Source organism: Janthinobacterium sp. 75, from assembly GCF_004365495.1.
Lineage (GTDB): Bacteria > Pseudomonadota > Gammaproteobacteria > Burkholderiales > Burkholderiaceae_D > Janthinobacterium.
Window position 1 is genome coordinate 3,361,845 of sequence record NZ_SORD01000001.1, and the last position, 25,420, is coordinate 3,387,264.

At 63.3% G+C, this 25,420-nt stretch carries 23 protein-coding genes and 1 riboswitch; of the genes, 15 read left to right on the forward strand and 8 right to left on the reverse strand.

Going from position 1 to position 25,420, the window contains the following annotated elements; all coding sequences use genetic code 11:
- Nucleotides 1–18 precede the first annotated feature (18 nt).
- Nucleotides 19–105: riboswitch (cyclic di-GMP riboswitch) on the reverse strand.
- 587 nt (nt 106–692) lie between these two features.
- A complete protein-coding gene (recJ, locus tag C8C89_RS15395) occupies nt 693–2,393 on the reverse strand; it encodes a single-stranded-DNA-specific exonuclease RecJ (protein ID WP_133990805.1) in 1,701 nt (566 codons plus the stop codon).
- Entirely contained in the window at nt 2,390–3,442 is a 1,053-nt protein-coding gene (locus C8C89_RS15400; RefSeq protein ID WP_133990807.1) for a hypothetical protein, read from the reverse strand. The genes recJ and C8C89_RS15400 overlap by 4 nt, the downstream gene beginning before the upstream one ends.
- A 161-nt stretch (nt 3,443–3,603) precedes the next feature.
- Between C8C89_RS15400 and C8C89_RS15405 the strand changes: the two genes are divergently transcribed.
- The 5 genes from C8C89_RS15405 (at nt 3,604) to C8C89_RS15425 (ending at nt 9,020) form a co-directional block, all read left to right on the forward strand.
- The gene (locus C8C89_RS15405) at nt 3,604–4,881 is read left to right on the forward strand and encodes a lipoprotein-releasing ABC transporter permease subunit (protein WP_133990810.1); all 1,278 of its coding nucleotides are present in this window, start codon (nt 3,604–3,606) and stop codon (nt 4,879–4,881) included.
- 65 nt (nt 4,882–4,946) lie between these two features.
- On the forward strand, nt 4,947–6,212 hold the full coding sequence (locus tag C8C89_RS15410) for a lipoprotein-releasing ABC transporter permease subunit (protein WP_086139677.1): 1,266 nt from the start codon (nt 4,947–4,949) through the stop codon (nt 6,210–6,212).
- A 16-nt stretch (nt 6,213–6,228) separates the two neighbouring features.
- Nucleotides 6,229–6,954 carry a lipoprotein-releasing ABC transporter ATP-binding protein LolD gene (gene lolD, locus C8C89_RS15415; RefSeq protein WP_101481674.1) on the forward strand — a complete coding sequence of 242 codons (726 nt, stop codon included), beginning with the start codon at nt 6,229–6,231 and terminating at the stop codon, nt 6,952–6,954.
- Between the two features lie 22 nt (nt 6,955–6,976).
- Entirely contained in the window at nt 6,977–7,774 is a 798-nt protein-coding gene (locus C8C89_RS15420; RefSeq protein WP_101484588.1) for a TatD family hydrolase, read from the forward strand.
- A 4-nt stretch (nt 7,775–7,778) separates the two neighbouring features.
- The gene (locus C8C89_RS15425; RefSeq protein ID WP_101481673.1) at nt 7,779–9,020 is read left to right on the forward strand and encodes a PQQ-dependent sugar dehydrogenase; all 1,242 of its coding nucleotides are present in this window, start codon (nt 7,779–7,781) and stop codon (nt 9,018–9,020) included.
- A 104-nt stretch (nt 9,021–9,124) separates the two neighbouring features.
- Here C8C89_RS15425 and C8C89_RS15430 read toward each other — a convergent pair whose 3' ends face one another.
- From C8C89_RS15430 to C8C89_RS15440, 3 genes are all read right to left on the reverse strand, one after another.
- Nucleotides 9,125–11,113, reverse strand: a complete 1,989-nt coding sequence (locus tag C8C89_RS15430) for a helicase-related protein (protein ID WP_101481672.1) — start codon at nt 11,111–11,113, stop codon at nt 9,125–9,127.
- A gap of 88 nt (nt 11,114–11,201) precedes the next feature.
- Complete coding sequence (locus C8C89_RS15435) at nt 11,202–12,485, reverse strand: hypothetical protein (protein ID WP_101481671.1); 1,284 nt, start codon at nt 12,483–12,485, stop codon at nt 11,202–11,204.
- 115 nt (nt 12,486–12,600) lie between these two features.
- The gene (locus C8C89_RS15440; RefSeq protein ID WP_133990812.1) at nt 12,601–13,434 is read right to left on the reverse strand and encodes a class I SAM-dependent methyltransferase; all 834 of its coding nucleotides are present in this window, start codon (nt 13,432–13,434) and stop codon (nt 12,601–12,603) included.
- Nucleotides 13,435–13,642: 208 nt separating this feature from the next.
- Here C8C89_RS15440 and C8C89_RS15445 point away from each other — a divergent pair, with 208 nt between their 5' ends.
- From C8C89_RS15445 to C8C89_RS15455, 3 genes are all read left to right on the forward strand, one after another.
- A complete protein-coding gene (locus tag C8C89_RS15445) occupies nt 13,643–16,066 on the forward strand; it encodes a DNA internalization-related competence protein ComEC/Rec2 (protein WP_133990814.1) in 2,424 nt (807 codons plus the stop codon).
- Nucleotides 16,067–16,157: 91 nt separating this feature from the next.
- On the forward strand, nt 16,158–16,670 hold the full coding sequence (locus tag C8C89_RS15450; RefSeq protein WP_101481669.1) for a hypothetical protein: 513 nt from the start codon (nt 16,158–16,160) through the stop codon (nt 16,668–16,670).
- 55 nt (nt 16,671–16,725) lie between these two features.
- Nucleotides 16,726–17,247 (forward strand): N-acetyltransferase, encoded by a 522-nt coding sequence (locus C8C89_RS15455; protein ID WP_133990816.1) that lies wholly within the window; start codon nt 16,726–16,728, stop codon nt 17,245–17,247.
- A 3-nt stretch (nt 17,248–17,250) separates the two neighbouring features.
- On the opposite strand, the gene C8C89_RS15460 is transcribed toward C8C89_RS15455, so the two are convergent.
- Nucleotides 17,251–18,174 carry a LysR family transcriptional regulator gene (locus tag C8C89_RS15460; RefSeq protein WP_101481667.1) on the reverse strand — a complete coding sequence of 308 codons (924 nt, stop codon included), beginning with the start codon at nt 18,172–18,174 and terminating at the stop codon, nt 17,251–17,253.
- Nucleotides 18,175–18,325: 151 nt separating this feature from the next.
- Here C8C89_RS15460 and C8C89_RS15465 point away from each other — a divergent pair, with 151 nt between their 5' ends.
- The 5 genes from C8C89_RS15465 to C8C89_RS15485 all read left to right on the forward strand — a co-directional run bounded on the left by C8C89_RS15465 (nt 18,326) and on the right by C8C89_RS15485 (nt 21,825).
- Nucleotides 18,326–19,087 carry a TSUP family transporter gene (locus C8C89_RS15465; protein ID WP_034756294.1) on the forward strand — a complete coding sequence of 254 codons (762 nt, stop codon included), beginning with the start codon at nt 18,326–18,328 and terminating at the stop codon, nt 19,085–19,087.
- A gap of 21 nt (nt 19,088–19,108) precedes the next feature.
- A complete protein-coding gene (locus tag C8C89_RS15470) occupies nt 19,109–19,804 on the forward strand; it encodes an HAD family phosphatase (RefSeq protein WP_133990818.1) in 696 nt (231 codons plus the stop codon).
- Between the two features lie 58 nt (nt 19,805–19,862).
- Nucleotides 19,863–20,663: an alpha/beta hydrolase gene (locus C8C89_RS15475; RefSeq protein WP_101481665.1), complete on the forward strand. Its 801-nt coding sequence runs from the start codon at nt 19,863–19,865 to the stop codon at nt 20,661–20,663.
- Between the two features lie 132 nt (nt 20,664–20,795).
- Nucleotides 20,796–21,365: a dCTP deaminase gene (gene dcd / locus C8C89_RS15480; RefSeq protein ID WP_035819543.1), complete on the forward strand. Its 570-nt coding sequence runs from the start codon at nt 20,796–20,798 to the stop codon at nt 21,363–21,365.
- Nucleotides 21,366–21,483: 118 nt separating this feature from the next.
- Nucleotides 21,484–21,825 carry a FlxA-like family protein gene (locus tag C8C89_RS15485; RefSeq protein ID WP_101481664.1) on the forward strand — a complete coding sequence of 114 codons (342 nt, stop codon included), beginning with the start codon at nt 21,484–21,486 and terminating at the stop codon, nt 21,823–21,825.
- Between the two features lie 41 nt (nt 21,826–21,866).
- Here the strand turns inward: C8C89_RS15485 and C8C89_RS15490 are convergent, their stop codons facing one another.
- Together C8C89_RS15490 and C8C89_RS15495 are read right to left on the reverse strand one after the other, a co-directional pair.
- Nucleotides 21,867–23,372, reverse strand: a complete 1,506-nt coding sequence (locus C8C89_RS15490; protein ID WP_133990820.1) for an ATP-binding protein — start codon at nt 23,370–23,372, stop codon at nt 21,867–21,869.
- Between the two features lie 2 nt (nt 23,373–23,374).
- Nucleotides 23,375–24,064 carry a response regulator transcription factor gene (locus tag C8C89_RS15495; protein WP_133990822.1) on the reverse strand — a complete coding sequence of 230 codons (690 nt, stop codon included), beginning with the start codon at nt 24,062–24,064 and terminating at the stop codon, nt 23,375–23,377.
- A gap of 193 nt (nt 24,065–24,257) precedes the next feature.
- On the opposite strand from C8C89_RS15495, the gene C8C89_RS15500 reads away from it, so the two are divergent.
- Nucleotides 24,258–24,764 carry a periplasmic heavy metal sensor gene (locus C8C89_RS15500; RefSeq protein WP_133990824.1) on the forward strand — a complete coding sequence of 169 codons (507 nt, stop codon included), beginning with the start codon at nt 24,258–24,260 and terminating at the stop codon, nt 24,762–24,764.
- Nucleotides 24,765–24,793: 29 nt separating this feature from the next.
- Nucleotides 24,794–25,420 carry a hypothetical protein gene (locus tag C8C89_RS15505; RefSeq protein WP_133990826.1) on the forward strand — a complete coding sequence of 209 codons (627 nt, stop codon included), beginning with the start codon at nt 24,794–24,796 and terminating at the stop codon, nt 25,418–25,420.

The window sequence follows — 25,420 nt, forward strand, 5'->3', positions numbered from 1 at the left end:
TGGCGGTCCCGGCCCTGCATTGGCAGCCCCGCTGCCGTGGCGCTTGCGCGCGGTAGGCCGGTGGCTTTGCGTCCCCGTCTTTCGACGGGTTTGCCCTCAGAATTGATCATGCATCGCTACTTACCCTGATGCGCTATCGATTCTAGCGAATTTGCCAAATAAGTGTTAACTATTTTCAATCAATATTTTTATTTTTGCAATGGAACGTGGCAGATTTGCCTATTACAGGAGGCAATCTTGCCAGCCTGATTAAGCCTTAAAGACAAGGTTATCAGAGCGGTATCGATGTGTGACAGTGTTTTTTTACAGCAACGACGCTTGATCTTATTGGTAGAGTAATTATTTTAATGAATTTATCAAATATACTGTTTTAATCATCAGCTTCGAACACCATGCCTGGATACGGCGCTGCGCGGCAGGCCGCGCACGGACAGCGTGAGGTGGTTCAGGCCGGTCAACATGGTGCTTGGCACCTTTTAGGTGGGGTAGGCCTGTGTCGGCCATCGCCATGATTTGATATGACTTTGTTCCACACAAGTTTGAGATACAGCAACAAGACCACAAACATCACGGCACCTGACCAAACCGTAGCGAGCGGCAGTGATTTGTGGCCGAGAAGCGCAACCGTGCCAGGGCACGGTGAGCATCGCCGGCCGCAAAGCGCGACGCGCAGTAGGTTTGGGCCGGTGCCATCAGATAGGTTCGGCGTGCTCTACCATCAGTTGCACCTTGGTCGTGCCATTGTATTCATTCGCATCGAGGCGGAAGGCGACCCTTGTGCGTTCGCCCAGGGCGTCCGTGTGGCCGAACCAGATGGCGTCGAAGCGCACGCCGTTCTTTTCCAGCAGCAGTTTCAAATGGCGCTCTTTTAATATGCGCTGGCTGACGACGCGGAATTCGTCGCAGAAGACGGGCGGGGCGAAACCCTGGCCCCACACTTGCCCATCCATCAGTTCGATGAAAGCCGTCGTGTAATACGCGTCTTCCAGGGGGCCGTCCGTTTCCACCACTCTTTCCAGCTGTTGCTGGCTGAGCCAGGCCTGGCCCACGGCTTCGAAGGCCTTGGAAAACGCCTCGAAGGCGTCGGCGCGGATGGTCAAGCCTGCGGCCATGGCGTGGCCGCCGAACTTGTCGATCAGGCTGGGCGCCCGTTTCGACACCAGGTCGAGCGCATCGCGCAAGTGGAAGCCGGGAATCGAGCGGCCCGAACCCTTGATCCAGCCGTCCGCGCCGGGCGCAAATGTGATCGTTGGGCGATAAAACTTTTCCTTCAGGCGCGAGGCGACAATGCCGATCACGCCCTGGTGCCAGGACTCGTCGAACACACTGATGGTGCTGCTGTTGGCCGGTTCGAAGTCGTCCAGGTGCAGCAGGGCCGTGTCCTGCATTTCCGCCTCGATTTCGCGGCGCTTCAGGTTGATATCGTTGAGTTGCTGCGCCAGCGCCCAGGCGCGGCCTTCGTCATCCGTGATCAGGCATTCGATGCCCAGTGACATGTCTTGCAGGCGCCCGGCCGCATTCAGGCGCGGTCCCAGGGCAAAGCCCAGGTCGAATGGCGAGGCGCTGCGCGCTTCGCGGCCCGCCACGCGGAACAGGGCGGCCACGCCCGCATGCATATTGCCCTTGCGCATGCGTTTCAAGCCTTGCGCGACGAGGATGCGGTTGTTCGTATCGAGGCGCACCACGTCGGCCACTGTGCCCAGCGCGACCAGGTCGAGCAGATTATCGAGCTTGGGTTGCGTCTGCGCATCAAAGATGCCGCGCCGGCGCAGTTCTGCGCGCAGGGCCAGCAAGACGTAGAACACGACGCCCACGCCGGCCAGATGTTTACTGGGGAAGCCGCAGGCGGGCTGGTTCGGGTTGACGATGACGGCCGCGTCGGGCAGGGTGTCGGCCGGTAAATGGTGGTCGGTAACGACGACCTGGATGCCGCGCCGGTTGGCCTCGGCCACGCCGTCGATGCTGGCGATGCCGTTATCGACGGTGATGATGATGTCGGGCGACTTTTCGCGGGCCGTCAGTTCGACGATTTCCGGCGTCAGGCCGTAGCCGTACTCAAAACGGTTGGGCACGATGAAATCGACGTCGGCGCCCATGGCGCGCAAGCCGCGGATGGCCACGGCGCAGGCGGTGGCGCCGTCGCAATCGTAGTCGGCGACGATGACCATGCGCTTCTTGGCGGCAATCGCGTCGGCCAGGAAGACGCCGGCCGCGCCGATGTGCAGCAAGCCGGACGGCGGCATCAGGGCCGCCAGTTCGCTCGACAGTTCTTTCGCGTCGGACAGGCCGCGCGAGGCGTACAGGCGGGCCAGCACGGGATGGATGCCGCCCTGGCGCAGCAGTTCGGATTCGCGGTAAGGGCAGGGACGGGTGGCGATGCGGGTGCGGGTCATGATGCTTTCAACTTGTTCAGGGTAATCGCGCGCCAGAATTTGCGCTGCGCATGCTTGCTGGTGCTGCAAGCTAGCCAGGCGTCGCGGTGGCTCAGCACCAGGCGCAGCTGCGCAAGCCGGCCATCTTTTACGGCCGCCAGCAGGGGCGCGAACCAGTCGGCTTCCAGTGCCTGCAACTGCTGCAGCCACATGCCCCATTCCTGGGCCTGCGCCGCCTCGATCAGGCCGCCCAGCACGACAATCGCGTCCTGTTTGCTTGCCAGCACACTGTTTGGACTGGCATCGCGCAGCGTTGGTTCCGCCAGCGCGGCCAGCCAGCCGGGTGCGTCCTTGGTATGCAGGCTGGCCGCGCAGCGGGCAGGTTCAGCCGTGGCCACGCTGGCGCCCCAGATCCAGAAGGAGTTGATGGCTTTCAGGCCACGTTCTTCGCGCGCCGCGTTGACGGGATGTTCATGCCACAGCATCTGCACTTCGTTTTGCAGGCGGCGCGCGGCGCGCGCGTGTTCGCCTTCCGGCATCCAGACTGACAGGTCCTGCGTGGTGGCGGCATCCGGCGAGGCGCACTGCAAGTCGCTCCAGGCATCGGCGCGCATGAACCAGGTGCTTGCGTCGCCATACGCCAGCGGTTGGCCGATTTCGTCGAAATACGGGGCTGCAATGTCGAACAGGGCGCGGCCGTCCACTTCACTGAGCTTGAGCTGGCGCAAGTCTTCCAGGCTGATATGGCTGCGGGCGATGGCCAGATGGGCTGGATGCAGCAGGAAATAGCGCGCGCCCGGTTCCGGCGCCAGGCCGTAGCCGCGCATGGCCTGGGCCGCAAAGGCCGCCTGCGCCGCTTCGCCGTTGGGCGCGGGCGACAGGCTCAGCGCGTGCGCCAGCCACGTTTCGTGTGGCAGCAGGCGCTTGGCGTTGTCAAAAGTTTCCAAATTGCAAGTGGAGGTGCGTGACAGCAGTGCCGCCAGGGCGGGCGCCTGCAAGACCTTGAGCAGGTCGGCAGCCAGCTCGGCATTGGGCAAGGCGAAGGGCAGGACGAGGGTAAGTTGATTCATCCCGAGATTGTAGGCGATTGTGGCGCCGGGGGAGTAGTCCCCGCGGTTTTTCCCTTGACGGCGGGCGCGCGAAAAGTGGCGCCACGGTGATGTGTTTCACGCATGAGTGTCATTTGTGTGGCACACTGCGCGCTCGCATATTATCGTTGTCGCGGGAGCGCATGAGCATCATCAAACAATTTCCTTTTGAGTGGCAGGTTGGCGTGCGCTATACGCGTGCCGGGAAACGCAGTGGCCGCAATAGCTTCATTTCCTTCATCTCCCTCATTTCCGTGGCCGGCATCGGCCTGGGCGTGGCCGCCCTGATCGTCGTCCTCTCCGTCATGAACGGCTTCCAGAAGGAAGTCACCGACCGTCTGATGTCGGTGCTGGCCCACGTCGAGGTGTTCGATACCAGCGGCTCCATGCCCAACTGGCAGGCGCAGGAGCGCGCCGCCTACGCCAATCCGCAAGTCAAGGCCGTGTCGCCGTTCGTGGAAACTCAGGGCATGCTGCTCAATGACGAAACCATGCGCCCGTCCATCGTGCGCGGCGTGCTGCCGCAGCAGGAAGCGACCGTCTCCAGCGTGGCCTCCCAGATGAAGCAGGGCAGTTTCAAGGACTTGACGCCAGGCTCGTACAACATCGTGCTGGGCATCGACTTGGCCAAGGCGCTCGACGTGAAAGTGGGGCAGAACGTGACCCTGATGCTGGAGCGCGAACCGAGGGCGGGCGACCCGGCCAACGGTATTGTGATGCCGCGCATGCGCGCGCTCAAGGTGGCTGGCATCTTTGAGGCAGGTCATAACGAACTCGATGGCAGCCTGGCCTTCGTCAACATGCAGGACGCCGAGCAGTTGCTGCAGCTCGATGGCCCGTCCGGCCTGCGTCTGCGTCTGCATGACATGAACCAGGCGCCGCAAGTGGCGCGCGAACTGAAAGCGTCGATGCCGGGCCAGCTGTGGATGCGCGACTGGTCGCGCGCCAGCGCCAGCTGGTATGCGCTGGTGCAAAGCCAGAAGAACATGATGTTCATCATCCTCAGCATGATCATCGCCGTGGCCGCGTTCAACCTGGTATCGACCCTGGTGATGTCGGTCACCGACAAGCAGGCCGACATCGCCATTTTGCGCACCCTGGGCGCCTCGCCATTCTCCATCATGAAGATTTTCATGATCCAGGGCGCGCTGGTGGGTTTGCTGGGCAGTGCCCTGGGCGTGATCGGCGGCGTCGTGCTGGCGCTGAACGTGGGCGTCATCGTGCCCTTCATCGAAGGCATCTTCGGCCTGCACTTCATCTCCAAGGAAATCTACCAGATCAGCGCCGTGCCGTCGGACGTGCACTGGCTGGACGTGGCGCAGATCGGCCTCATCGCCTTTGGCCTCGCGCTGGTGGCGACCATCTACCCGAGCTGGCGCGCCGCGCGCGTCAAGCCGGCCGAAGCGCTGCGCTATGAGTAAATGGCTGATCAACAAACTGCTGGGCTCAGACCCGGCGGGTCTGACCCCTTAGAAATAGCGAATCAATGAGCATGTTAAAAAATATTCCTTTCGAATGGCTGGTCGGCTTGCGCTACACGCGGGCCGGCAAGCGCAGTGGCCGCAACAGTTTCATCTCCTTTATCTCGCTCATTTCCATGGCCGGCATTGGCCTGGGCGTGGCGGCGCTGATCGTCGTGCTGTCCGTGATGAACGGCTTCCAGAAGGAAGTGACGGACCGCATGCTGTCCGTGCTGGCCCACGTGGAAGTGTTCGACAACAGCGGCAGCATGCCGGACTGGCGCGCGGAAGCTGCGCAGGCATTCAAGAATCCCGCTGTCAAGGGCGCCGCGCCATTCGTGGAAACGCAGGGCATGCTGCTGCGCGACGATGCGCTGCGCCCCGCCATCGTGCGCGGCGTGCTGCCCGAGGAAGAGCCGAACGTCTCCGACGTGGCCGGCCAGACGCGCATGGGCAGCTTCAAGGCGCTGCAGCCGGGCACCTTCAATATCGTGCTGGGCATCGAACTGGCGCGCGCCCTGCGCGTCAACCTCGGTGAAAAAGTCACCTTGATGCTGGCGCAGGGCCAGGTCACGCCGGCCGGCGTGCTGCCGCGCATGCGCAGCTTCACCGTCAGCGGCATCTTCCAGGCGGGCCATAATGAATTCGACGCTGGTTTGGCCTTCATCAATATCGAAGACGGCCAGCGCCTGCTGCGCCTCGACGGCCCGTCCGGCCTGCGTTTGCGCCTGGCCGACATGAACCAGGCACCGCAAGTGGCGGCGGAACTGAAAAAGACCATGCCGGGCGACCTGTGGCTGCGCGACTGGTCGAAACTGAACGCCAACTGGTTCGCCGCCGTTCAGACGGAAAAGCGCATGATGTTCATCATCCTGACCCTGATCATCGCGGTGGCCGCCTTCAACCTTGTGTCGACCCTGGTGATGACGGTGACGGACAAGCAGGCCGATATCGCGATCCTGCGCACCCTGGGCGCCTCGCCCCGCTCCATCATGAAGATCTTCATGATCCAGGGTGCGCTGGTGGGCATCCTGGGCACGATACTGGGCGTGGGCGGCGGCGTGCTGGTGGCGATGAACATCGACGTCATCGTGCCCTTCATCGAGCATTTGCTGGGCGTGCAATTCCTCTCCAAGGACATTTACTTCATCAGCACCGTGCCGTCCGACCTGCGCTGGCCCGACGTCACCAAGATCGGCGTGCTGGCCGTGATCCTCGCCTTTTTGGCGACCCTGTACCCAAGCTGGTGGGCTGCCCGCGTCAAACCTGCGGAAGCCCTGCGCTATGAATAAACCACTGACTACTACCATGACCGATCTGAACAAACCTGCCTCCAACGGCGCTTCCGCTGATTCTGCCGTCCTGTCCTGCCGAGGCCTGGGAAAGACTTTCACGCAAGGCAGCTACAAGGTGCAGGTGCTGGCCGGCATCGACATCGATATCCACCGTGGCGAACGGGTCGCCATCGTCGGCGCTTCCGGTTCCGGAAAATCGACCCTGCTGCACCTGCTGGGCGGGCTCGATACGCCCACCAGTGGTAAGGTGACCCTGCTGGGCAAGGATTTCGCCACCCTCAGCGAAAAGGCGCGCGGCGACTTGCGCAATGCCTCGCTGGGCTTCGTCTACCAGTTCCACCACCTGCTGCCCGAGTTTTCCGCGCTGGACAACGTCGCCATGCCCCTGATGATACGGCGCATGAAGCGCGCCCAGGCCACCGACCTGGCGCAGCAAATTCTCACGCGGGTGAACCTGGCCAAGCGCGTTACGCACACGCCGGGCGAATTGTCGGGCGGCGAGCGTCAGCGCGTGGCCCTGGCGCGCGCCCTCGTCACGCAGCCGGCCTGCGTGCTGGCCGATGAACCGACGGGCAACCTCGATCACGCCACCGCCGAACAAATTTTTGACCTGATGCTGGAACTGTCGCGCACTCTGGGCACGGCCTTCGTCATCGTCACGCACGATATCGAACTGGCCAAGCGCTGCGACCGCGTGCTGCGCCTGACGGATGAGGGGCTGCAGCCTTACCAATACTGAGCAATACCAAGGAGCCGCCATGCTGTGGATCGATACGCACTGCCACCTCGACGCGCACGAATTCGGCAGCGAATCGCTGCAGGTGGCGGCGCATGCAAGCGCTCAAGGCGTGGCGATGATCGTCATTCCCGCCGTCGAACGGGCCAATTTCAGCATCGTGCGCGACCTGGCGGCAATGGCGCCCAACGCCTGCTTTGCCCTTGGCATACACCCGATCTACGTGCCGCACGCCACCGAAGACGATTTGATCGCCCTGCGCGATGCAGTGGCGCAGGCCATGAATGACCCGCGTTTCGTCGCCATCGGCGAAATCGGCCTGGACTTCTTCATTCCCATACTGTGCGAACCGGCCATGCGCGCCAAGCAGGAGCATTTTTTGCGCGAGCAGCTGAAAATCGCCCGCGACTTCGACCTGCCCGTGCTGACACATGTGCGCCGCTCGCAGGACATCGTCCTCAAGCATGCGCGCCAGATCCGCCCGAACGGCGGCATCGCGCATGCATTCAATGGCAGCTTCCAGCAGGCGCAGGGTTATATCGATCTCGGTTTCAAGCTCGGTTTCGGCGGCGCCATGACGTTTACCCGCGCGCTGCAGATACGCCGCATGGCGACGGACCTGCCTTTGGCGTCCATCGTGCTGGAGACGGACGCGCCCGATATTTCTCCCAGCTGGATCCACCCTGGCCGCAACAGCCCCGAAGAATTGCCGCGCATCGGCGCCGTGCTGGCCGAATTGCGCGGCCTGGAGCTTGCTGACGTTGCGGCGCAAACCAGCGCCAATGCGCGCGCCGTGCTGCCCCGTTTACCCTTGATGGAATGAGACCATGAACAAGAAAATGCTCGCGGGCGCCATGGCAGCCTGCATGTCCACCGTGTTTGGCCACGCCATGGCGGCGACGACCAGCAGCCAGTGCGACGGCATGCCGCGCCTCGATGTCACCACGCCGCCCGGCTTTTGCGTGGCCGTGCTGGCCGACGGCCTGAAATTCCCCCGTGGCGTGCTGCCGCTGACAAATGGCGACATCCTCGTTACGGACATGGCGGGATGGGCGCCAAAGCTAGGTAAATTGTGGCTGTTGCAGCGCAAGGCTGCCGGCGCCGGCTACGAGCGCAAGCTGCTGCTCGACAAGCTCGATCGCCCGAATGGCATCGTGCAGGGACCGGACGGCATGGTCTACGTGGGCGAGGTGGGACGCATTTTCCGCTTCGACTTGCGCGACACCACGCGCACCCGCACCGACGTGATCGGCGGCACGGCGAAGACGCCGCGCCTGCCGGGCATGGGCTTGCACCTGCTGACGAACATGCGCTTCAGCCCCAGGGGCGACCTGTATGTGAACGTGGGTTCCAGCACCGACCATTGCGAGAACGATGGCAAGGCGCCCGATGCGAGCAAACCATGCGCCTCGGCGGAGGGGCCGGAGGCGCTGGGTGCCATCCGCGAATACAAAATGGACTGGCCTGCCGGCACGGTGACAAGCTGGCGCACGCATGCGCGCGGCTTGCGCAATTCGATGGCGCTGGCCTTCCACCCGGCCACGGGCGAGCTGTGGCAAGCGGAAAACGCGCGCGACGCCATCCAGGCCGCCTTGCCGCAGCTGAAAAGCGACGAGAACCTGCCGCATGAAGAACTGAATCTGATCAAGGCAGATCGCCACTACGGCTGGCCGTACTGCTATGACGACAACGTGGCCAGCCCGGAGTATCCGAAGACGGCTTGCTCCGCCCAATACGCGGCGCCCCAGCGCCTGCTGCCCGGCCACGCCGCGCCGCTGGGCATGACGTTCTATACGGCCAGCCGCTTCCCGGATCTGTACAAGAACAGTCTGATCATCGGCTACCACGGCTACCGCAGCAATGGCCACCGCCTCGTGGCCCTGCTGCCCGACAAGGCGGGCGCGCCGTTGGGCAAGTCCGTCGAGTTGATCGGCAACTGGGAGCGCAAGGGCAAGCAGGGCAGGGGCGCGCCCGTCGACGTGAAGCTGGGACAGGATGGCGACATCTATATGGCCGATGACCATAATGGCCTGGTGCTGAAGCTGCACTATGAGACGCCCAAACCTTAATGCCGATGGCCTGCCCTCGCTCAGTGCGAGGTCGCCTCATTGCTCTACGACCGGCCAGGCATCCCACCACCGACCAGGGCTGGCTTCTGGAAATCAGCGGACGCTTATTTGAACTTTTTGCCGGAGCGTCCGCGCGATGCCGCATTGTGCGCGCGCAGGATGGAATCGACACGTTCCGAGGCGTCGCGTGACAGGTTTTGCGCCACGGCGATGTCGGGGAAAAATTCTGGCAGGCGGTAGCTGAGCCACGCATACGCGGAGTAGTAGCGGCAGGTGTCTTCCACTTGCTGCAGATTCTGTGTGCCACCGCCATACGCGTGCTGGCGCAGGGTTGAGGTCTTGCCCAACGACAGATTCTTCGACCAGTGTTCCCACGCCGTTTGCAAGGACGGCACCTTGCTGGAGATAGGTACCAGCGACAGGGTGAACTTGTCGGCCACGGACAGGGGCAGGGTGTCGAGCCAGATGGCGCGCTCCTTCTGGTCTTCCGTGATGCGGGGGAAGAAAAAGCCGTCCGGCACGTCGATATTGTGGATGAAGCGGCGCAGCAGTTTTGATAGCGACAGCTCGCCAGTCACCGACGAAATGCGGTGCAGATGTTCGAGCGATGGCGCCACGGCAAAGCCGCTGGTGTTCAGCGGGTGCAGCTTTTCCTGGAGCAGCGCGCGCATTACTTCATGCGTCTCGTTGTCGTAGCCGGCCACCAAACCCTCTTCATGCACGCCATAGCGGCCCGCGCGCCCGGCGATCTGGCGCGCCAGCGCCGCTGAAATCTCTTCTTCTTCGCGGCCATTGTATTTGACGCAGGTAGTCATGACGATGCGCGCGATCGGCATGTTCAAGCCCATCGCCAGCGCGTCCGTGCCGACCACGATATCGGCCGTGCCGTCACGGAAGCGCTGCGCCTGCGCGCGCCGCACTTCGGGCGACAGGTTGCCGTAGACGGTGGCCACCGACAGCCCCGTTTCCGTAATCATGTCGCGCCACATCAGCACTTCGCGGCGAGAAAAGGCGATGACGGCATCGCCGCGGCGCAAGTTGCGCACCTTGCGCACGGCGGTCGGCTCCATCGACAGGGGCGCCATGCGCTTCAAGACATGCACCTCCAGCGGGCAGTCCAGGCGTTCGGCCAGCGCTTCGATGGCGCGCCGCGCTTCGGGCGCCCCTACCAGGTAGACGGTGTGGGCCGGCGCGCCGCAGACGGCCGCCGTCCACGCGGCGCCCCGGTCCGGGTCGGCCAGCATCTGGATTTCATCGATGATGGCCACTTCGACGACGGTTTTCGTGTCCAGCATTTCCACCGTGCTGGCCACGTGCGTGGCGCCCTCGACGACGCGACGCTCCTCGCCCGTGATCAGGCTCACGGCCAGCGGCTTGCCATGCGGCGCGGCTTCCTGCAGGCGTTCGTAGTTTTCCAGGGCCAGCAGGCGCAGGGGCGCGAGATAAATGCCGCTTTTCGCCTTCACCAGCGCTTCCATGGCGCGGTGTGTCTTGCCGGAATTCGTGGGGCCCAGCAGGGCGATGAAGCGGCGCGGCAGGCGGCGCGCCATCTCGAACGAGGCCGGATACTCGGCCAGGTTGATGCTCTGGCGCGTGCGCGCTGCGTGCTGCTCTTCCTGCTGGCGCTCGATGGCGTGGTTGAAGCGCTGGCGGATGCGGTCGAAGACCATGCCTGCAGGTTCCGACGTCTGCATGTCGGCCAAGGTGTGCAGGAAGACCATCGGGTCCGTGTCCACGTCTTCGCTCAGGCCAGCGATATCGGCGACGAAATCCATCACATGCTGGCGCAACTCATCGAAGATGGCCGCGCTGGCCCGTTCGCGCACCAGGGCCAGCTTGGTTTCGCGGTCCATCTTGCGCCACTTGGCCGGCCGCGCCAGCACGCCCTGTGCCGGCACCAGCGCATAGGGCACCACCAGGTGACCCGCCTTGACCACGCCGGAAAAGCGCACGAAGACTCGCCCCTCCATCTTGACCAGGCGGATATGCTCGGCCAGTTCCCCCAGTTCCGCGACCAGGGTTGCGTCGTTATTGTCTTCGGTGCTGTCGGAAATGGCGGTGGAAGTATCGGGAGGAGGTGCGGAGGAAGTCATGTCGTGCCTGGGTGTTGAAGTAAGCGAGGCCGATTATACCGTGCGCCGGGCAAAAGATTTTGCCCGGCGCACGGTGGCGCCGCCTCCTTCAAAGGCTTTCCAGCAGCGTGTAGGAGCCGGGCGGCAGCATCAACTGCGGTGCTGGCGCATCGGCCGAAATCACGATGGCGTCGTAAGGCACGGCATGCAGGTCCGCGCCAGTGGCGCGCGCCGTGATCAGCTTTCTGCCGGTGGCGGGGTAGAGGTTGGCGGGAATCCTATGTGGCTGAAGCTGGGGCAGCATGGCGTACCATCCCGGACGCCCGCTGGCGCCGGCGGCGTAGCGCGGATGGATGACCTGCATGTCCACGCCGTTGCGGTAGGCGCCAAATACTTCCTGTTGTCCGCCCGGCCCGAGCAGCACAAAGGGGCGCTGGCTGTCCGACTTGGCCTGCGCCTGCTGGTATGACGCCTGTTCCGCACCCGGCGCCGCGTGCGCGTACATGACGGTCTGGTCTATCGTCAGTGGATCGATGCCGGTGATGCGGCGCACGTGCGAGGCCATGCGGACGTCGTCCTCCCTTTTGTTCGCGATGGGCGTTTCCACACTGTGCGAATAGCCGACATAGATGAATACGCGGGCATTGGGGCGGCTGGCGAAGATCCTGGACTGGATATTTTCGGCCTGTTCCAGTTCGCGCTGGCGCGGATAGTCGTCCGCGCCACGGTCCGCGCGCTCTTCTTCATATTGGACGAAGGCCCATCCGTCCTGGCGCGCCTCGCGCAAGAAGTGGCCAAACACGGGCTCATTCGAATAGTAGCCGGTCTGTTCATGGATGTAGGGCCATGCATTCGGAGTCGTGCCAAAGGTCTCCACCGCGAGGGTGTCGAAGCCGATCTTGCGCAGCTCGCGCGCCAGCGCCGCGGCAAACGCCCGGTGCATGGGCACATGGTGGGATTCGTTGAGGATGACGATCTGCCGCTTGCTGGCCGCTTCGACAATGGCGTGTATGGCGTCGCGAGGCGTGGCGGCGGCCAGGCGCGCATCGTCGTCGGCATGCGGCTGCCCCTTTCTTTGCTGATACAGGGTGAGCTGCTCAAAGGTATCGAAGGCGGCGATGGCGCCCATGCTGTCACCGAGCATCGCGCGCGCCGTGCCCAGGCGCTGCAGCGGTGAGCCCACGGCGCGCAACAATTGCATGCGCTGCGCATCCGAGGCCTGGACTGTAGAGCCGGCCGGCATTTCCTGCTGAACATTTTTCTCCAGTAACTGCAAGTATTTCCACCAGTCATATCTGTCGGGACTGTTGTACTCGGCTACGCTGGCAGCGGATGCTGCCGTGGCGCCGTAGCTCAGCATGGCGACGAGGATCAGTTTCTTGAATGGGGGCATGCCTGTGTCCTTATGGTGTCCTATCGCTACCATACACTGCGCTCGACGCCGTGGTGTCAACGATAATTTTCATAAAGGCAATATTACTATGAAAGTAATTTTCCGTGCAGCGTTTTCATGCGGCGCGCGCGCGCACCAGGCGCAGACCCCAGCCGGTGGTGATCACTGCGTCACCGGTTTGCAGATGCGCCACGGCATCGAGGAACGCGCCGCGCAGGCGCTGCCTGGCGTCATCGTCCAGGCGGTCAATATCGTAGGTATCCAGCAAGGCGTCCCACAGTTCGCCTGGCGTGGGCGACCAGGGCACGTCGATGTCGTCAAACGCGATGTGGTCGAAACTGCCGTCGAGCAGCTCGCGCCAGCCGGCCTCCGACCCCGCACGCCGGTCGCCGAAGCGCAGCGGCGGTAGCGCGTCGCTGGCGATGGGCTTGAAGACGCGCATGAATACGTCATTCACCTCGCCCAGTAAAAAAGTCCGGCCGACGATGGCGGCCAAATGGCCGCCGGGTCGCAGCACGCGGCGCATTTCGCGCATGACCTGTTCGACGTCGTCCATCAGCATCAGCGCCATGTGCGAGACGAGATAATCCACGCTGGACGATGGCAAGTCCAGCGCCTGGGCGCGTCCCTGTTGCAAGCGTACGGATGCGGGCAAGGCGGCGCGCGCGACGGCCAGTTCGGCTTCACTCATGTCGATACCGGTCAAATGCAGTGCTGGCTGCCGCCTGGCGGCCAGCAAGCCCAGCAGATGGCCGTCGCCGCAGGCCAGGTCGAGCACCGTCAAGGGGCTATTGCCGACCGGCACGAGGTCAGTCAGTGCTGCATAGGATGAGTCCCAGGTGCCCGTTGGGGAGTGGGCGGGCAGGTGGGCAAACGCGGCGCTGGTCACGCCGACTTGCCTTTGATGAAAGTCGTGCAAATAGGTTTCGGCCGCTGTCAGTAGGCTCATGCAAGGTCCGCCAAGTCATGGCGCCCGGGCGCCGGATGGTCATCTTAGCATGGGGGAAGTATTGTCAATGGTGGCAACGGATGGCGTGCATGGACGTCCTTATCCACGTCACCATTGCGCCAGATCAGACGGCAAAGAGTGGAAAACGATCAGAGTATCCGAGTACCTTTCGCAGCGAGCGACGATCCTGCCTTGATCCTGCCTTCCCATGCGCACCCTGATACTTGGCTTTGCCGCTGGCGCCGCCTGGCTGCAGACGCAGGCAAGCTTGCCGCCGCATGCGCGCGCGCTGCTGTGGGTGATCGCTGGTGTGTCGCTGATGACTGTACTGCTGCTGCGCCATCACACATACTGGCGCTGCATTGTCGGCTTCGCCGCTGGCGTGGCACTGGGCTTTTATTGGGCCGCCTGGCTGGCCCAGGCCGCCTTGTCGCCACAACTGGCGCTGGCCGATGAAGGACAGGACATCACCGTCACTGGCACGGTCGCCAGCCTGCCGTACCGCTTCGAGCAGGGCGTGCGTTTCAATTTTGCCGTGGAAAAGTCGGTGGGGGCGAAGGTGCCGCCCCTGATCGCCCTGTCCTGGTACGCGGGCTTTCGCGATGAAGTGACGAACGAGGTGGGCGACGTGCAGCCTGGCGAGCGCTGGCGTTTGACAGTACGGCTGCAGCGTCCGCACGGCAATGCGAATCCCATGGGTTTTGACTACGAGGCGTGGCTGCTGGAGCAGGGCGTACGCGCCACTGGCTATGTACGGCCGCAGCCGCGCGCCGATACGCCGAACCTGCGCCTGGCAGCCTTCGTGCCCGCTTTCGGCAATGTGGTGGAGGCCAGCCGCGCGACACTGCGCGCGCGTATCCTGCGCAGCCTGGAAGGAAAACAGTATGCAGGCGTGATCGTGGCGCTGGTGGTGGGCGACCAGCGCGCCATTCCCCATTCGGACTGGCAAGTATTCAACCGCACGGGCGTCAGTCATTTGATTTCGATCTCCGGCTTGCACATCACCATGATCGCGGGCCTGTTCGCCCTGGGAGCGGGCGCGCTGTGGCGGCGCTCATTTTTCACGGACAAGCAACTGCCTTTGCTGCTGCCGGCGCAAAAGGTGGCGGCCCTGGCCGGCGCGCTGGCGGCATTTGTCTATGTACTGCTGGCCGGCTTCGGCGTGCCCGCCCAGCGCACTTTATATATGCTGCTGGTGGTGGCACTGGCCTTGTGGCTGGGGCGCATCACCAGCATAGGCCACGTGCTGTGCCTGGCGCTGGGCGTGGTGCTGCTGCTCGATCCGTGGGCCGTGCTGTGGCCCGGCTTCTGGCTGTCATTCGGCGCCGTCGCCACCATGCTGTACGCGACGGCGGGCCGCACCACGGCCCCCTTGCCAGAGAGCGCCAGCCGCTGGCGGCGTATGCGTGCCGCCGTGGCGCTGGGCGCGCACACGCAGTATGTGGTGACGGTGGGGCTGGTGCCGCTGACGATGCTGCTGTTCTCGCAAGTGTCGCTGGTCAGCCCCGTGGCCAATGCGCTGGCCATTCCCGTCATCAGCCTGGTCGTCACGCCCCTGTCGCTGGCTGGCAGCCTGCTGCCCGCGCCTCTGTGCGACTGGCTGTTGCTGCTGGCGCACGCCATCGTGCAAGTGCTGGCGCAAGTGCTGGACTGGCTGGGCGCACGCCGCTTTGCCGTGTGGACGGCGCCCGCGCCGCCAATGTGGAGTTTTTGCTGGGCATTGTTTGGCACGGCATGGCTGCTGGCGCCCAGGGGATGGCCCCATCGCTGGGCGGGCATGCTGGGCTGGCTGCCCCTGCTGACAGCCTTGCCATCGAGCCCGCCAGCTGGCCAGATGTGGATCACGGCCTTTGACGTGGGACAAGGCATGGCCGTGCTGGTGGAAACCCACGGCCACCGCCTGCTGTACGACACGGGGCCCGCCTACAGCCTCGATTCCGATGGTGCCAGCAGGGTCATCGTGCCGTACTTGCGTGCGCGCGGCATCGCCAAGCTCGACGGCGTGATTATTTCCCACAGCGACCTCGATCACGCGGGTGGTGCCATGTCCTTGCTGGAAAACATAGACGTGGGCTGGCTGGCCTCGTCCCTGTTCGACGGTCACCCGGCCATCGAGGCCCGGCGGGAGTTGCACCGGCCCTTTCTGCACTGCATGGCGGGCCAGAGCTGGACCTGGGAAGGCGTACAGTTCACCATGCTGCACCCTTTGCCCGCCAGCCACACGGACATTTCATTGAAACCGAACGCCCGCAGCTGCACCGTGAAAATCACTGCGGGCAAGCATGCAATTTTGCTGGCCGGCGACATCGAAGCGGCGCAGGAAGCGCAATTGCTGGCGCGATCGGCGCACGGCGACCTGGCGGCCGACGTGCTGCTGGCGCCCCATCATGGTAGCGGCACCTCGTCGACACAGGCGTTTTTGAACGCCGTCCATCCCGATCTGGCGATTTTCCAGGTCGGACATCGCAATCGCTATAAACATCCGAAAGCGCAGGTGTATGCGCGCTATGGCGACATGGGTATTTCCCGCTTGCGCACGGATGTAGAGGGGGCGGTGGTGCTGGCGTTTGGCGCGGATATTGACGTGACGCAGTATCGCAGCAGCCGGCCGCGCTACTGGCATGGGCGCTAGTGGCCTGGGTCGTTGAGTTTCATGCCACATCTCTCTATGATTGGGGTTTGGCGGCGCACGTCGCTGCCTGGACCATGCTAAAAGGATAAAGATGGGGCTGTTTGACTGGTGCAAGAAAGAAGCGGCCATGCCGCAGGTCGGCTTTGAGGAACGTATCCGTTTGCAAAGCAAGCCGGCAAAGTCCCGTCAGTTTGACTTGCAGGGGAGGCAAACTGACGCCGTTCGCCTGCAACATCCGTATCTGTTTCATGTGACGGACCTTCCAACCGCCGAGGCTATCGTGAACTCGCGGCAACTGCAGGGCATTTTCCCCTACGTGACACTGTCTCAGGAACTGCAAGGCGCGGCGCAACAGGCGGAAAGAAAAGGCTGTGCGCTGATTTTTCAATTCAAGGGAAGCTCCATGGTCGGGGAAGTGCCGTCACCGAAAGCGCCGGAGGTGGCTTACCACCACGTCGGTTCCGAGGGTTATGTGGAGACGTTTATTGCTCACGGCACATTGACGCCGCTGATGCTGATCGCGATATCGTTTCGTGGCGAGGCGCCACTTTATGATGTGGCATGCGTGCTGGATACGCCGCTTTGCATTTACGTGAAAAAATAATCGCCAATTGCTGCGCGCGCCGGGTTCGCCGTCGCGATGCTCAAGGGAGAATGAATTGACGTACCCCGGCACAACTTATCTTGTCAGCACGGCCAAAACCGCCGATATCGACGCCATCACTGCCTTGCTGCAAGCCAACTCCCCCTCTCAGGGCGGCAGCCTGACGGGCGAGTTTTCACTGAAAAAGGTGGCGACCATGGTGGATGGTGCTTCGCCCGTCATCGTGGCGCGGCGCGTGGCCGATGGGCCTGTCGTTGGCGTACTGTTCAGCGCGGCGCCAGCCACCGTGCAGGCGCCCGTGGTGCTGGCCATGCTGGCCGCGTATGCGGGAAGTGACAACGCCTATGTGTATGGCCCCGTCTGCATTGCGGACTCGGAGCGGGGGCAGGGCTTGCTGGCGCTGCTGTACGCAGCCCTGCGCGCACAGCATGGCGGGGCGGAGGCGGTGCTGTTCATCCGGCGCGACAATATCGGCTCGCTGCGTGCGCATGAGAGGCTGGGCATGCGCGAAGTGGCCGGTTTTGTTTTCGATGGCGCGCAGTTTGCCGTGTACAGCGATGCCGTCGTCGCGCAATAGGTGCTAACTTGCCCGTTCGTCGGGTATCTCCAGCCCCCGCTGCCGCACATACTCCAGAAACAGCCGCGCCCCCTTGGCCATGCGCGAGGTGCCGTAGACGGCGTGGATGCTGGGGTCCAGCTCCTTTGACGACGTCAGCCGGTACGCCGTGCAGACCCGGCGCAGGGTGCCGGCGGCCACGGCAGGCTCGGCCAGCCAGCTGGCCAGACGCACGATGCCGGCGCCTTCCAGGGCCGCCTGGAAAGTGGCGATGCCGGAAGTGAAGCGGAAACGCGGTTGCACCTGGTAGCGCACATTGCGCGTAGCAGAGACGAAATGCCAGTCGCGCAGGATGCGCGGGGCCGAGTGCATGATGATGTCGTGACCGGCCAGCTCTTCCGGTTCGTCTGGCGCGCCCATGCGGGCTATATAGCTGGGCGAAGCGTACATGTAGCGGCGGTAATTCCACAGGGGATAACCGATCAGCTCGCTCGACTGGGGGAAGGCGCCGCGGATGGCGAAGTCCAGCTTTTCCTGGATGGGGTCGATTGATTTGTCCGAAAAATGGATGTCCACGGAGACGTTCGGGTAGTCGCGCGAAAATTGTGCCACCACCTTCGGCAGAAAGCCCAGCGAGAGGATTTCCGGCGCCGACAGGCGTACCCAGCCTTGCGGCGAATTGCTCAATTCCGCCAATTGGTCTTCCGCCTCGGCCTGCGTTTCCAGCAAGTGCTTGGCCGACGCGTAATACGTTTCGCCGGCCGTCGTCAGGGTGAACTGCTTTTGCGTGCGCAAGATCAGCTCGGCGCCGATGGCGTCTTCGAGGAACTGGATGGCGCGCGTGACGGCCGACGGCGAGCGTCCCAGCATGCGCGCCGCATGGATGAAGCTGCGCTTTTCGACGACGGTGCAAAAGGCGCGGATCTCCCACATCAGTTTCATCGACATCGTGTGACTCCCGGCAAAAGAGGCCAGTAGACCGCACGGGGCGTATTCCGTCAAGCGTTACGTCTGATTGCGTTTTCCGCAATATGAAGTTGCATCCGGAAAAATCCACGGCGCCTATACTGCCGCTGTCGCCCATTCCTTATTGCCTATCATGCTGACCATTTCGCTGCTGTGTTTATTTGCTTTCTTTGCCGGCTTGATCGATGCCGCCGTGGGCGGGGGCGGGCTGATACAGCTGCCGGCCCTGTTCAACCTGATGCCGAACATGGCTTCCACGTCCTTGCTGGGCACGAATAAACTGGCGTCTGCCTGCGGCACCACGTTTGCCGCCCGCTCCTTTGTCGGCAAGGTGCATATCCCGTGGCTGCTGGTGCTTCCCGCCGTGGCCAGCGCCTTCGTCATGTCCTTCATCGGCGCGGCCGCCGTGTCGTATGTGCCACAACAGGTGGTGCGCCCCATGGTGCTGGTATTGATCATCATCATGGCCATCTACACCTTCATCAAGAAGGATTTCGGCACGACGCGCGAAGCGCGCCCCATCGGTCCGCGCGAACGCATCCTTGCCATCGTCATTGGCGGCGCCATCGGCTTTTATGACGGTCTGTTCGGGCCAGGCACTGGCAGTTTCCTGATTTTCCTCTTCATCCGCGTTTTCGGCTTTGATTTCATCCTTGCTTCGGCCTGCTCGAAACTGGTGAATATCGCCACCAACGTGGCCGCACTGGCCTTCTTCATTCCCGCCGGCCACGTGGTGTACGCCGTGGCCGCACCGATGGCTGTGTGCAACATCCTGGGCGCCCTGACGGGCACCTGGATCGCCGTGCGGCGCGGCGCCGCCTTCGTGCGCATCCTGTTCCTCGTGCTCCTGGTGCTGCTGATTGTGAAATTGTCTTACGACATCTTCTTCAAGTAAGTTTTTAAACGACAACAAGCCATGAAAACCATCCAGGGCGTGCTGTGGGACAACGATGGCGTGCTGGTCAACACCGAGCAGCTGTTCTATGAAAGCAACCGCGACTTGCTCTTGCCCTACGGCATAGACTTGACGCCAAAGCAATTCTTTGACTGGTTCCTGGACAATAACTACGGCGCCTGGCATGTGCTGCTGGGACAGGGCCACGCTATCGAACTGGTCGATCGCCTGCGCGCCGAGCGTACCGTGCTGTTTGCGGAACGGCTGCGCCAGGCGCGCCAGCTGGCCATGCCCGGCATCGGGCAAGTGCTGGCGGCGCTGCGCCCGCATGTTGCCATGGGCGTGGTGACGAGCGCCTACGCACAGCATTTCCAGCTCAGCCATGCGGCCACGGGCATGTTGCCGCACTTCGACTTCGTGCTGACGCGTGAAATGTATGGGGAAAGCAAGCCGGCGCCCGACGGCTACCAGCTGGGTTTGCAGCGCCTGGGGCTGGCCGCGGCCCAATGCGTGGCCGTGGAAGATTCGCCGCGCGGCTTGCGCGCCGCCAAGGCCGCCGGGCTGGAATGCATCATCGTGCGCAATCATATGAACCGCGAGCATGCGTTCGACGACGCCTTTTGCATAGTGGAATCAAGTGCCGAGCTGGGCGCGGTGCTGGCCTCCTTCGTGCCCGGCATGGCGCAAGCACCCCGGCAATTAGAGGCCTTCCTCTGATACGGCTTGCCGGCATGCCATTACAATTGCCTATCGCATTCACCGGCACCACCCCACGATGACACTCCCGCAACTGCACTTTGCCCATGCCAACAGTTATCCTGCAGGCACCTACCGCAGGCTGTTCGCCTTGCTGGGTCAGCACTACAGCGTGCAGGCGCTCGACATGCACGCGCACGATCCCGCTTACCCCGTCAGCACGGGCTGGCCCGAGCTGGTGCGCGAATACATCGACGACCTGGAACGCCGCTACAGCGCGCCCGTGATCCTCGTCGGCCATTCGCTTGGTGGCATGCTCAGCGTCATGGTGGCCAAGCAGCGCCCCGACCTGGTGCGCTGCGTGGTCTTGCTCGATTCGCCCGTGGTGGCGGGTTGGCGCGCCTTGCTGGTGCGCCTGGCGCGCAATACGGCGCTGGGCGAACGGTTTTCTCCGTCGCGCTTTTCCGCCCGGCGGCGCAAGTTGTGGCCCGATGCGCAAGCCGCGTATGCACACTTTGCCTCCAAGGACATGTTCGCGATCTGGGCGCCGCAAGTCTTGCGCGACTATATCGATAGCGGCCTGGTTCCCCACCCGGACGGGGTGCAGCTGCGCTTTACGCGCGAAGTGGAAACGGATGTTTATCGCAGCTTGCCGCATCATATCGGCGGCCTCGTCAAGGATGGCTTTCCCGTGCCCATCGGTTTTATCGGCGGCACGGCATCGGTGGAATGCCGCCAGGCGGGTTTGAAGGCCACGCGCAAGCTGGTCGGCAGGTTTTTCCGCCAGGTGCCGGGCGGCCATCTGTTTCCCATGGAAAACCCGGAACTGACGGCGCAAGTGGTGCGCGAGATGATCGCTTCCTTGCTGGCGAAGCAGTAGCCTGACGCCAACGATTTTCATCTTGCAAGGGCCAACAGTGGCGGGTTTTCGCGTAAAATCCTGCCATTCGGGCCGCGCCTGCAGCAGGCGTGCGGCCCCCGCCATTCCGATATTCTAGAAAGAGCCCCTGCGATGACGATTAAAAGCGATAAATGGATACGCCGCATGGCGGAAACAACGGGCATGATCGAGCCGTTCGAACCGGGCCAGGTCAAGGAACGCGACGGCAACCGCATCGTTTCTTACGGCACGTCCAGCTATGGCTATGACATCCGTTGCGCCGACGAGTTCAAGTTGTTTACCAACATCAACACTACCATCGTCGATCCGAAGGATTTTGACGCGAATAACTTCGTCGATGTGTCTGGCAAGGGCTATTGCATCATCCCGCCAAACTCGTTCGCGCTGGCCCGCACGGTCGAGTATTTCCGCATTCCTCGCAATGTATTGACGATTTGCCTGGGCAAGAGCACGTATGCGCGCTGCGGCATCATCGTCAATGTCACCCCGTTCGAACCGGAATGGGAAGGTTTCGTGACCCTGGAGTTTTCGAATACGACACCGTTGCCGGCGAAAATCTACGCCAACGAAGGCGTGGCGCAAGTGCTGTTCTTCGAATCCGATGAAGTGTGCGAAACCTCGTACAAGGACCGTGGCGGCAAATACCAGGGCCAGGTTGGCGTGACCCTGCCGAAGACCTGATTGCTGGAAGGGCGGGCGCCAGCCGTTTTTCCCTTCTTTACCTGCCTTTACACCCGCAGCACTACATCCGCGCCCATGCTTGCCGTTAACCTTGGTAGTGAAACACTGAGGAGGCATCATGGTAGCGGCAATCGGTTCAGGCAGCGCGGTCAGTGCGGCAAGTAGCGCCAGTTCGGGCAGCAGTTCGCAGATCGCGGCGCTGCAAAAGCAGATCACGGCGGCGCAAAAGCAGTTGACGGAATCGCAGAAGGGCGCGCAGACGGACGCGTCGCAAAAGCTGCAGCAGCAGTTGGCGCAACAAATCCAGGCCTTGCAGGCGCAAATTGCCCAGTTACAGGCGGCAGCGGCGCAAGAGGCGGCGCAGCAAGCTCCTCAGACAACCAGCAGCGCCGATACGGCGACGAGTCCGGCCAAATCAAGCTCGTCCACCCTGGGCAGCATCATCGATACCCAGGCGTAACAAGGTTAGCGGCAATGCTCGCCGCCAGGCTCGCCGGAAGGTCAGCCTGGCGTTTTGGTGGGCAGCAACATTTCCACGCACAGCCCGCCACCGCTACGCAAGCTGGCCCCGATGCGCCCGCCATGGGCGCTGATGACGTGCTGGGCGATGGCCAGGCCCAGGCCATGGCCGTCCGTGCTGTGCTGGGTATTGCTGGCGCGGAAGAACGGCTGGAAAATGCTGGCCAGGTCGGCACCAGCGACGCCGGGTCCCCGGTCCAGCACGGCGATGCGCAGCCAATCATGCTGGCGCGACAAATTCACTTCCACCGTACCGCCATCGGGACTGTGCTTGACGGCATTGCGCACCACGTTTTCCACGGCGCGCGCCAGCAGCTCCGGCCGGCCGGTGACAGCGGCGTCGGCGATGGCCGCGTCGCCCGCGAGGGCTATCTCCACCTGGCGCGCCTTCGCTTCGTAGCGGGCGTCTTCCATAATGTCGTGCAACAGGTCGGCGATGCCGACGTCTTCGCTGAGCGGTGAGCCAGCGCCAGCTTCCAGCCGCGACAGGGTCAGCAGCTCGCCGATCAGCTTATCCATGCGTTCGCTTTCGCGTTCGATGCGCTGCATCGAGGCGTCCATCTTGTCCGGCTGCTGGTGCGCCAGGCCGATGGCCGCTTGCAAGCGTGCCAGCGGCGAGCGTAGTTCGTGCGACACATCATGCAGCAAACGCGTCTGGCTCTCCATGAGATTGCGCAAACGACCCGTCATGCGGTCGAAATCGCGGCCCAGGTCCGTCAATTCATCGCCGCGCTTGCCGCTGGCGTGAAAGCGGGGCGCCAGGTCGCCGTGCGAGGCGGCCTCGAACGCTTGTCGCAGGTCGCGGATGGGACGCGCAAAATACCAGGCCAGCAAGAAAGAGAACAGCAGGCTGGCGGCGATGGCGGCGGCCAGGGGAATGAAGGTGCGGTAGGTGTTGTCCATGCGCGGTCCCGGCGGCATGCCGCCCATGCCACCCATCTCGCGCGGCCCTCCGCGCTGGTAGTCGGCGTGCGGCGGTGGCATGCCGGACGCTTCGGAACGGGGGCCGCCCATGCCGCGCGGGCCGCTCAGGGTGACGGCGTTGAGCGTGTCGCGCGCGGCGCCCGCCTCGGCAGTGCGAAAGCGGACGGACGAGGGCAGGAACAGCAGGTAACGCACGCCGTCGCTGCCGATGACCTCGCGCACCACGGCATGGGGCGAGCCTTGCGCCAGCAGCGCGCGCGCCTTGCCGAGTATGGCCGGATGGACCTTGCGGCCCATCAGTTCTTGTCCTTTTGCATCGACGGCAAACACGCGCATGCGTTCCATCTTGCCGAGAAACTGCTGCAAGGCTTTGCTGCCCCCCGCTTCCAGGGTGGCGCTGGCCGCTTCGATGGCCATCTGTGCGGGCGGGCTGGTATCGATGTCGAGGGCCCGCTCCTGTTGCGCCGCCCGGTTTTTCAACCAGAAAGTGCCGCCGATGCCGATGGTGGCCGTGACCTGCGCCAGCATGATGCACAGAAAAAACTTCCAGAACAGACGGCCCACGCTTATTCCTTGATCAGCTGGTAGCCGAGACGGTACACGGTCTGCAGGCAGGAACGGCCATCGGCCAGGCTGCCCAGCTTGCGGCGCAGGCTGCTCAAGTGCACGTCGATATTGCGGTCGAAGCGCGCCATGGGGCGGCCCAGGCCCAGTTCGGACAACTGATTCTTGCTCACGGGCTTGCCCGCATGGCGCACCAGCACTTCCAGCAGGTTGAATTCCGTGCTCGTCAGTTCCAGGTGTGTGCCGGCCCAGGCGATGCGGCGCTGTTCCGGCCACATCGTCAGTTGCCCCACGGTCAGCGGCGCCAGGCCCGAGTTATCGTGCGGCGCCGCTTGCGAACGGCGCAGGATGGCGCGGATGCGCGCCGTCAGCTCGCGCGGTGTGCACGGCTTGGTCACGTAATCGTCGGCACCCAGCTCCAGGCCCACGATGCGGTCCGTGTCGTCGCCGCGTGCCGTCAGCATCAGGATGGGCAGGTTGCTGCCGCCACGGATGCGGCGCAGGGTTTCCAGGCCATTCATGCGCGGCATCATGACGTCGAGTACGGCGATGGCGTACAGGCCTGTCAGTGCTTCGGCCGCGCCGCTTTCGCCGTCATGCACGGCGCGGGCGTCAAAACCTTCCTGTGTCAGGTATTCCTGAAACATGCCAACCAGTTCCACGTCGTCATCGATTAACAAAACCTTGCTCATGCCTGTGCTTTTTTCGGGTGAATATCGCTCGATGATAGCAGTCAAGGGGGGCTGTTCAGGACGGTTTTACCCGCTTTTACATACCTCTGCTTACATTTCCGCACCTTCCTTTACACGCTTTTACCCCAGCCTAACGTTGCTTTACATGCCAGACGCCGACAATCAGGGCTGGTCGCCACGAAAGGAAAACCCAATGAAACACCTGAGTATCGCCGTATCCCTGTTGCTGCTGTCCGCCTGCAGCATGCCGCTGCTCGCACTGGCCCAGCAGGAGCCTGCGCCGGACGGCACGCCGCCGCGCGCCATGCCGGGGCCGCCACCCGGCTTTGGCCATGGCCCCGGTCACGGTCCGGGCGGCCCCGGCGCGCCAGGCTTGCCGCCGTTTCTGCACGGCATCGATTTGAGCGAAGCGCAGCAGGACAAGATTTTCGCCGCCACCTACGCCCAGGCGCCCTTGCTGCGCGAACAGGAAAAAATCGCCTTCAAGGCGCATGCGCAGTTGCGCGAGCTGGCAGGATCCAGCGCCTATGACGATGCGAAGGCCAGCGCGCTGGCGAGTACGGCGGCGCAAGCCATGGCGCAGATCAGCTTGCTGCATGCGCGGCTGGAGCAGCAATTGCTGGCCGTGCTGACGCCGGAGCAACGCAAGCAGGCGCAGCAGCGGCGCGACAGCCGCCCCGGCCCGCACCGTCCCCAATAACGACATCATCCAACGACAGGAGATTGAGCATGAGCATCAGTGCCTTGAGTTCCAGCAGCGCCGCTACCCAGCTGAGTGCTTTCAACCGCGTCAGCGGCAGCAATACCGGCAGCGCCGACAGCGTGGGCGGCGCGCGGCCGCCCAGGCAGGACGATAAGGGCTTTCTCGATGCCGTTTCCAGCGCACTGTCGTCGATCGGCGTGACGCTGCCCGACACGGTATCGTCCGACAGCACTGGCGCCGACACCAGCACCGCCGGCAGCAGCGATGCCGGCCAGGCATTGGGAGCGTTCCTGCACCAGTTGATGGGCAGCCTGCATGCCCAGGGTGGCTCTGGCGCCAGCGCCGGCGCAGACAAGGACGGCGACAAGGACGGCGGCGGGGTACGGGCACGGGGGCATGGCAATATCAAATCGGACTTGCAAAGCCTGATCCAGACCCTGTCGTCCGGCACGGGCAGCGATAACAGCAGCGTTTCGGACTTGCAATCAAGCTTCTCCAGTCTGATCACTGCCTTGGGCGGCGGCGCCAGCACCAGCGGCGACAGCAGCGCCAAGTTGAGCAGTTTCTTGCAGGCGCTATCGGGCAGCCTGGGCGCTTCCGGCAGCAGTGCCAGCCTACCATCCAGCGGCAACCTGGTCAATACAACGGCCTGA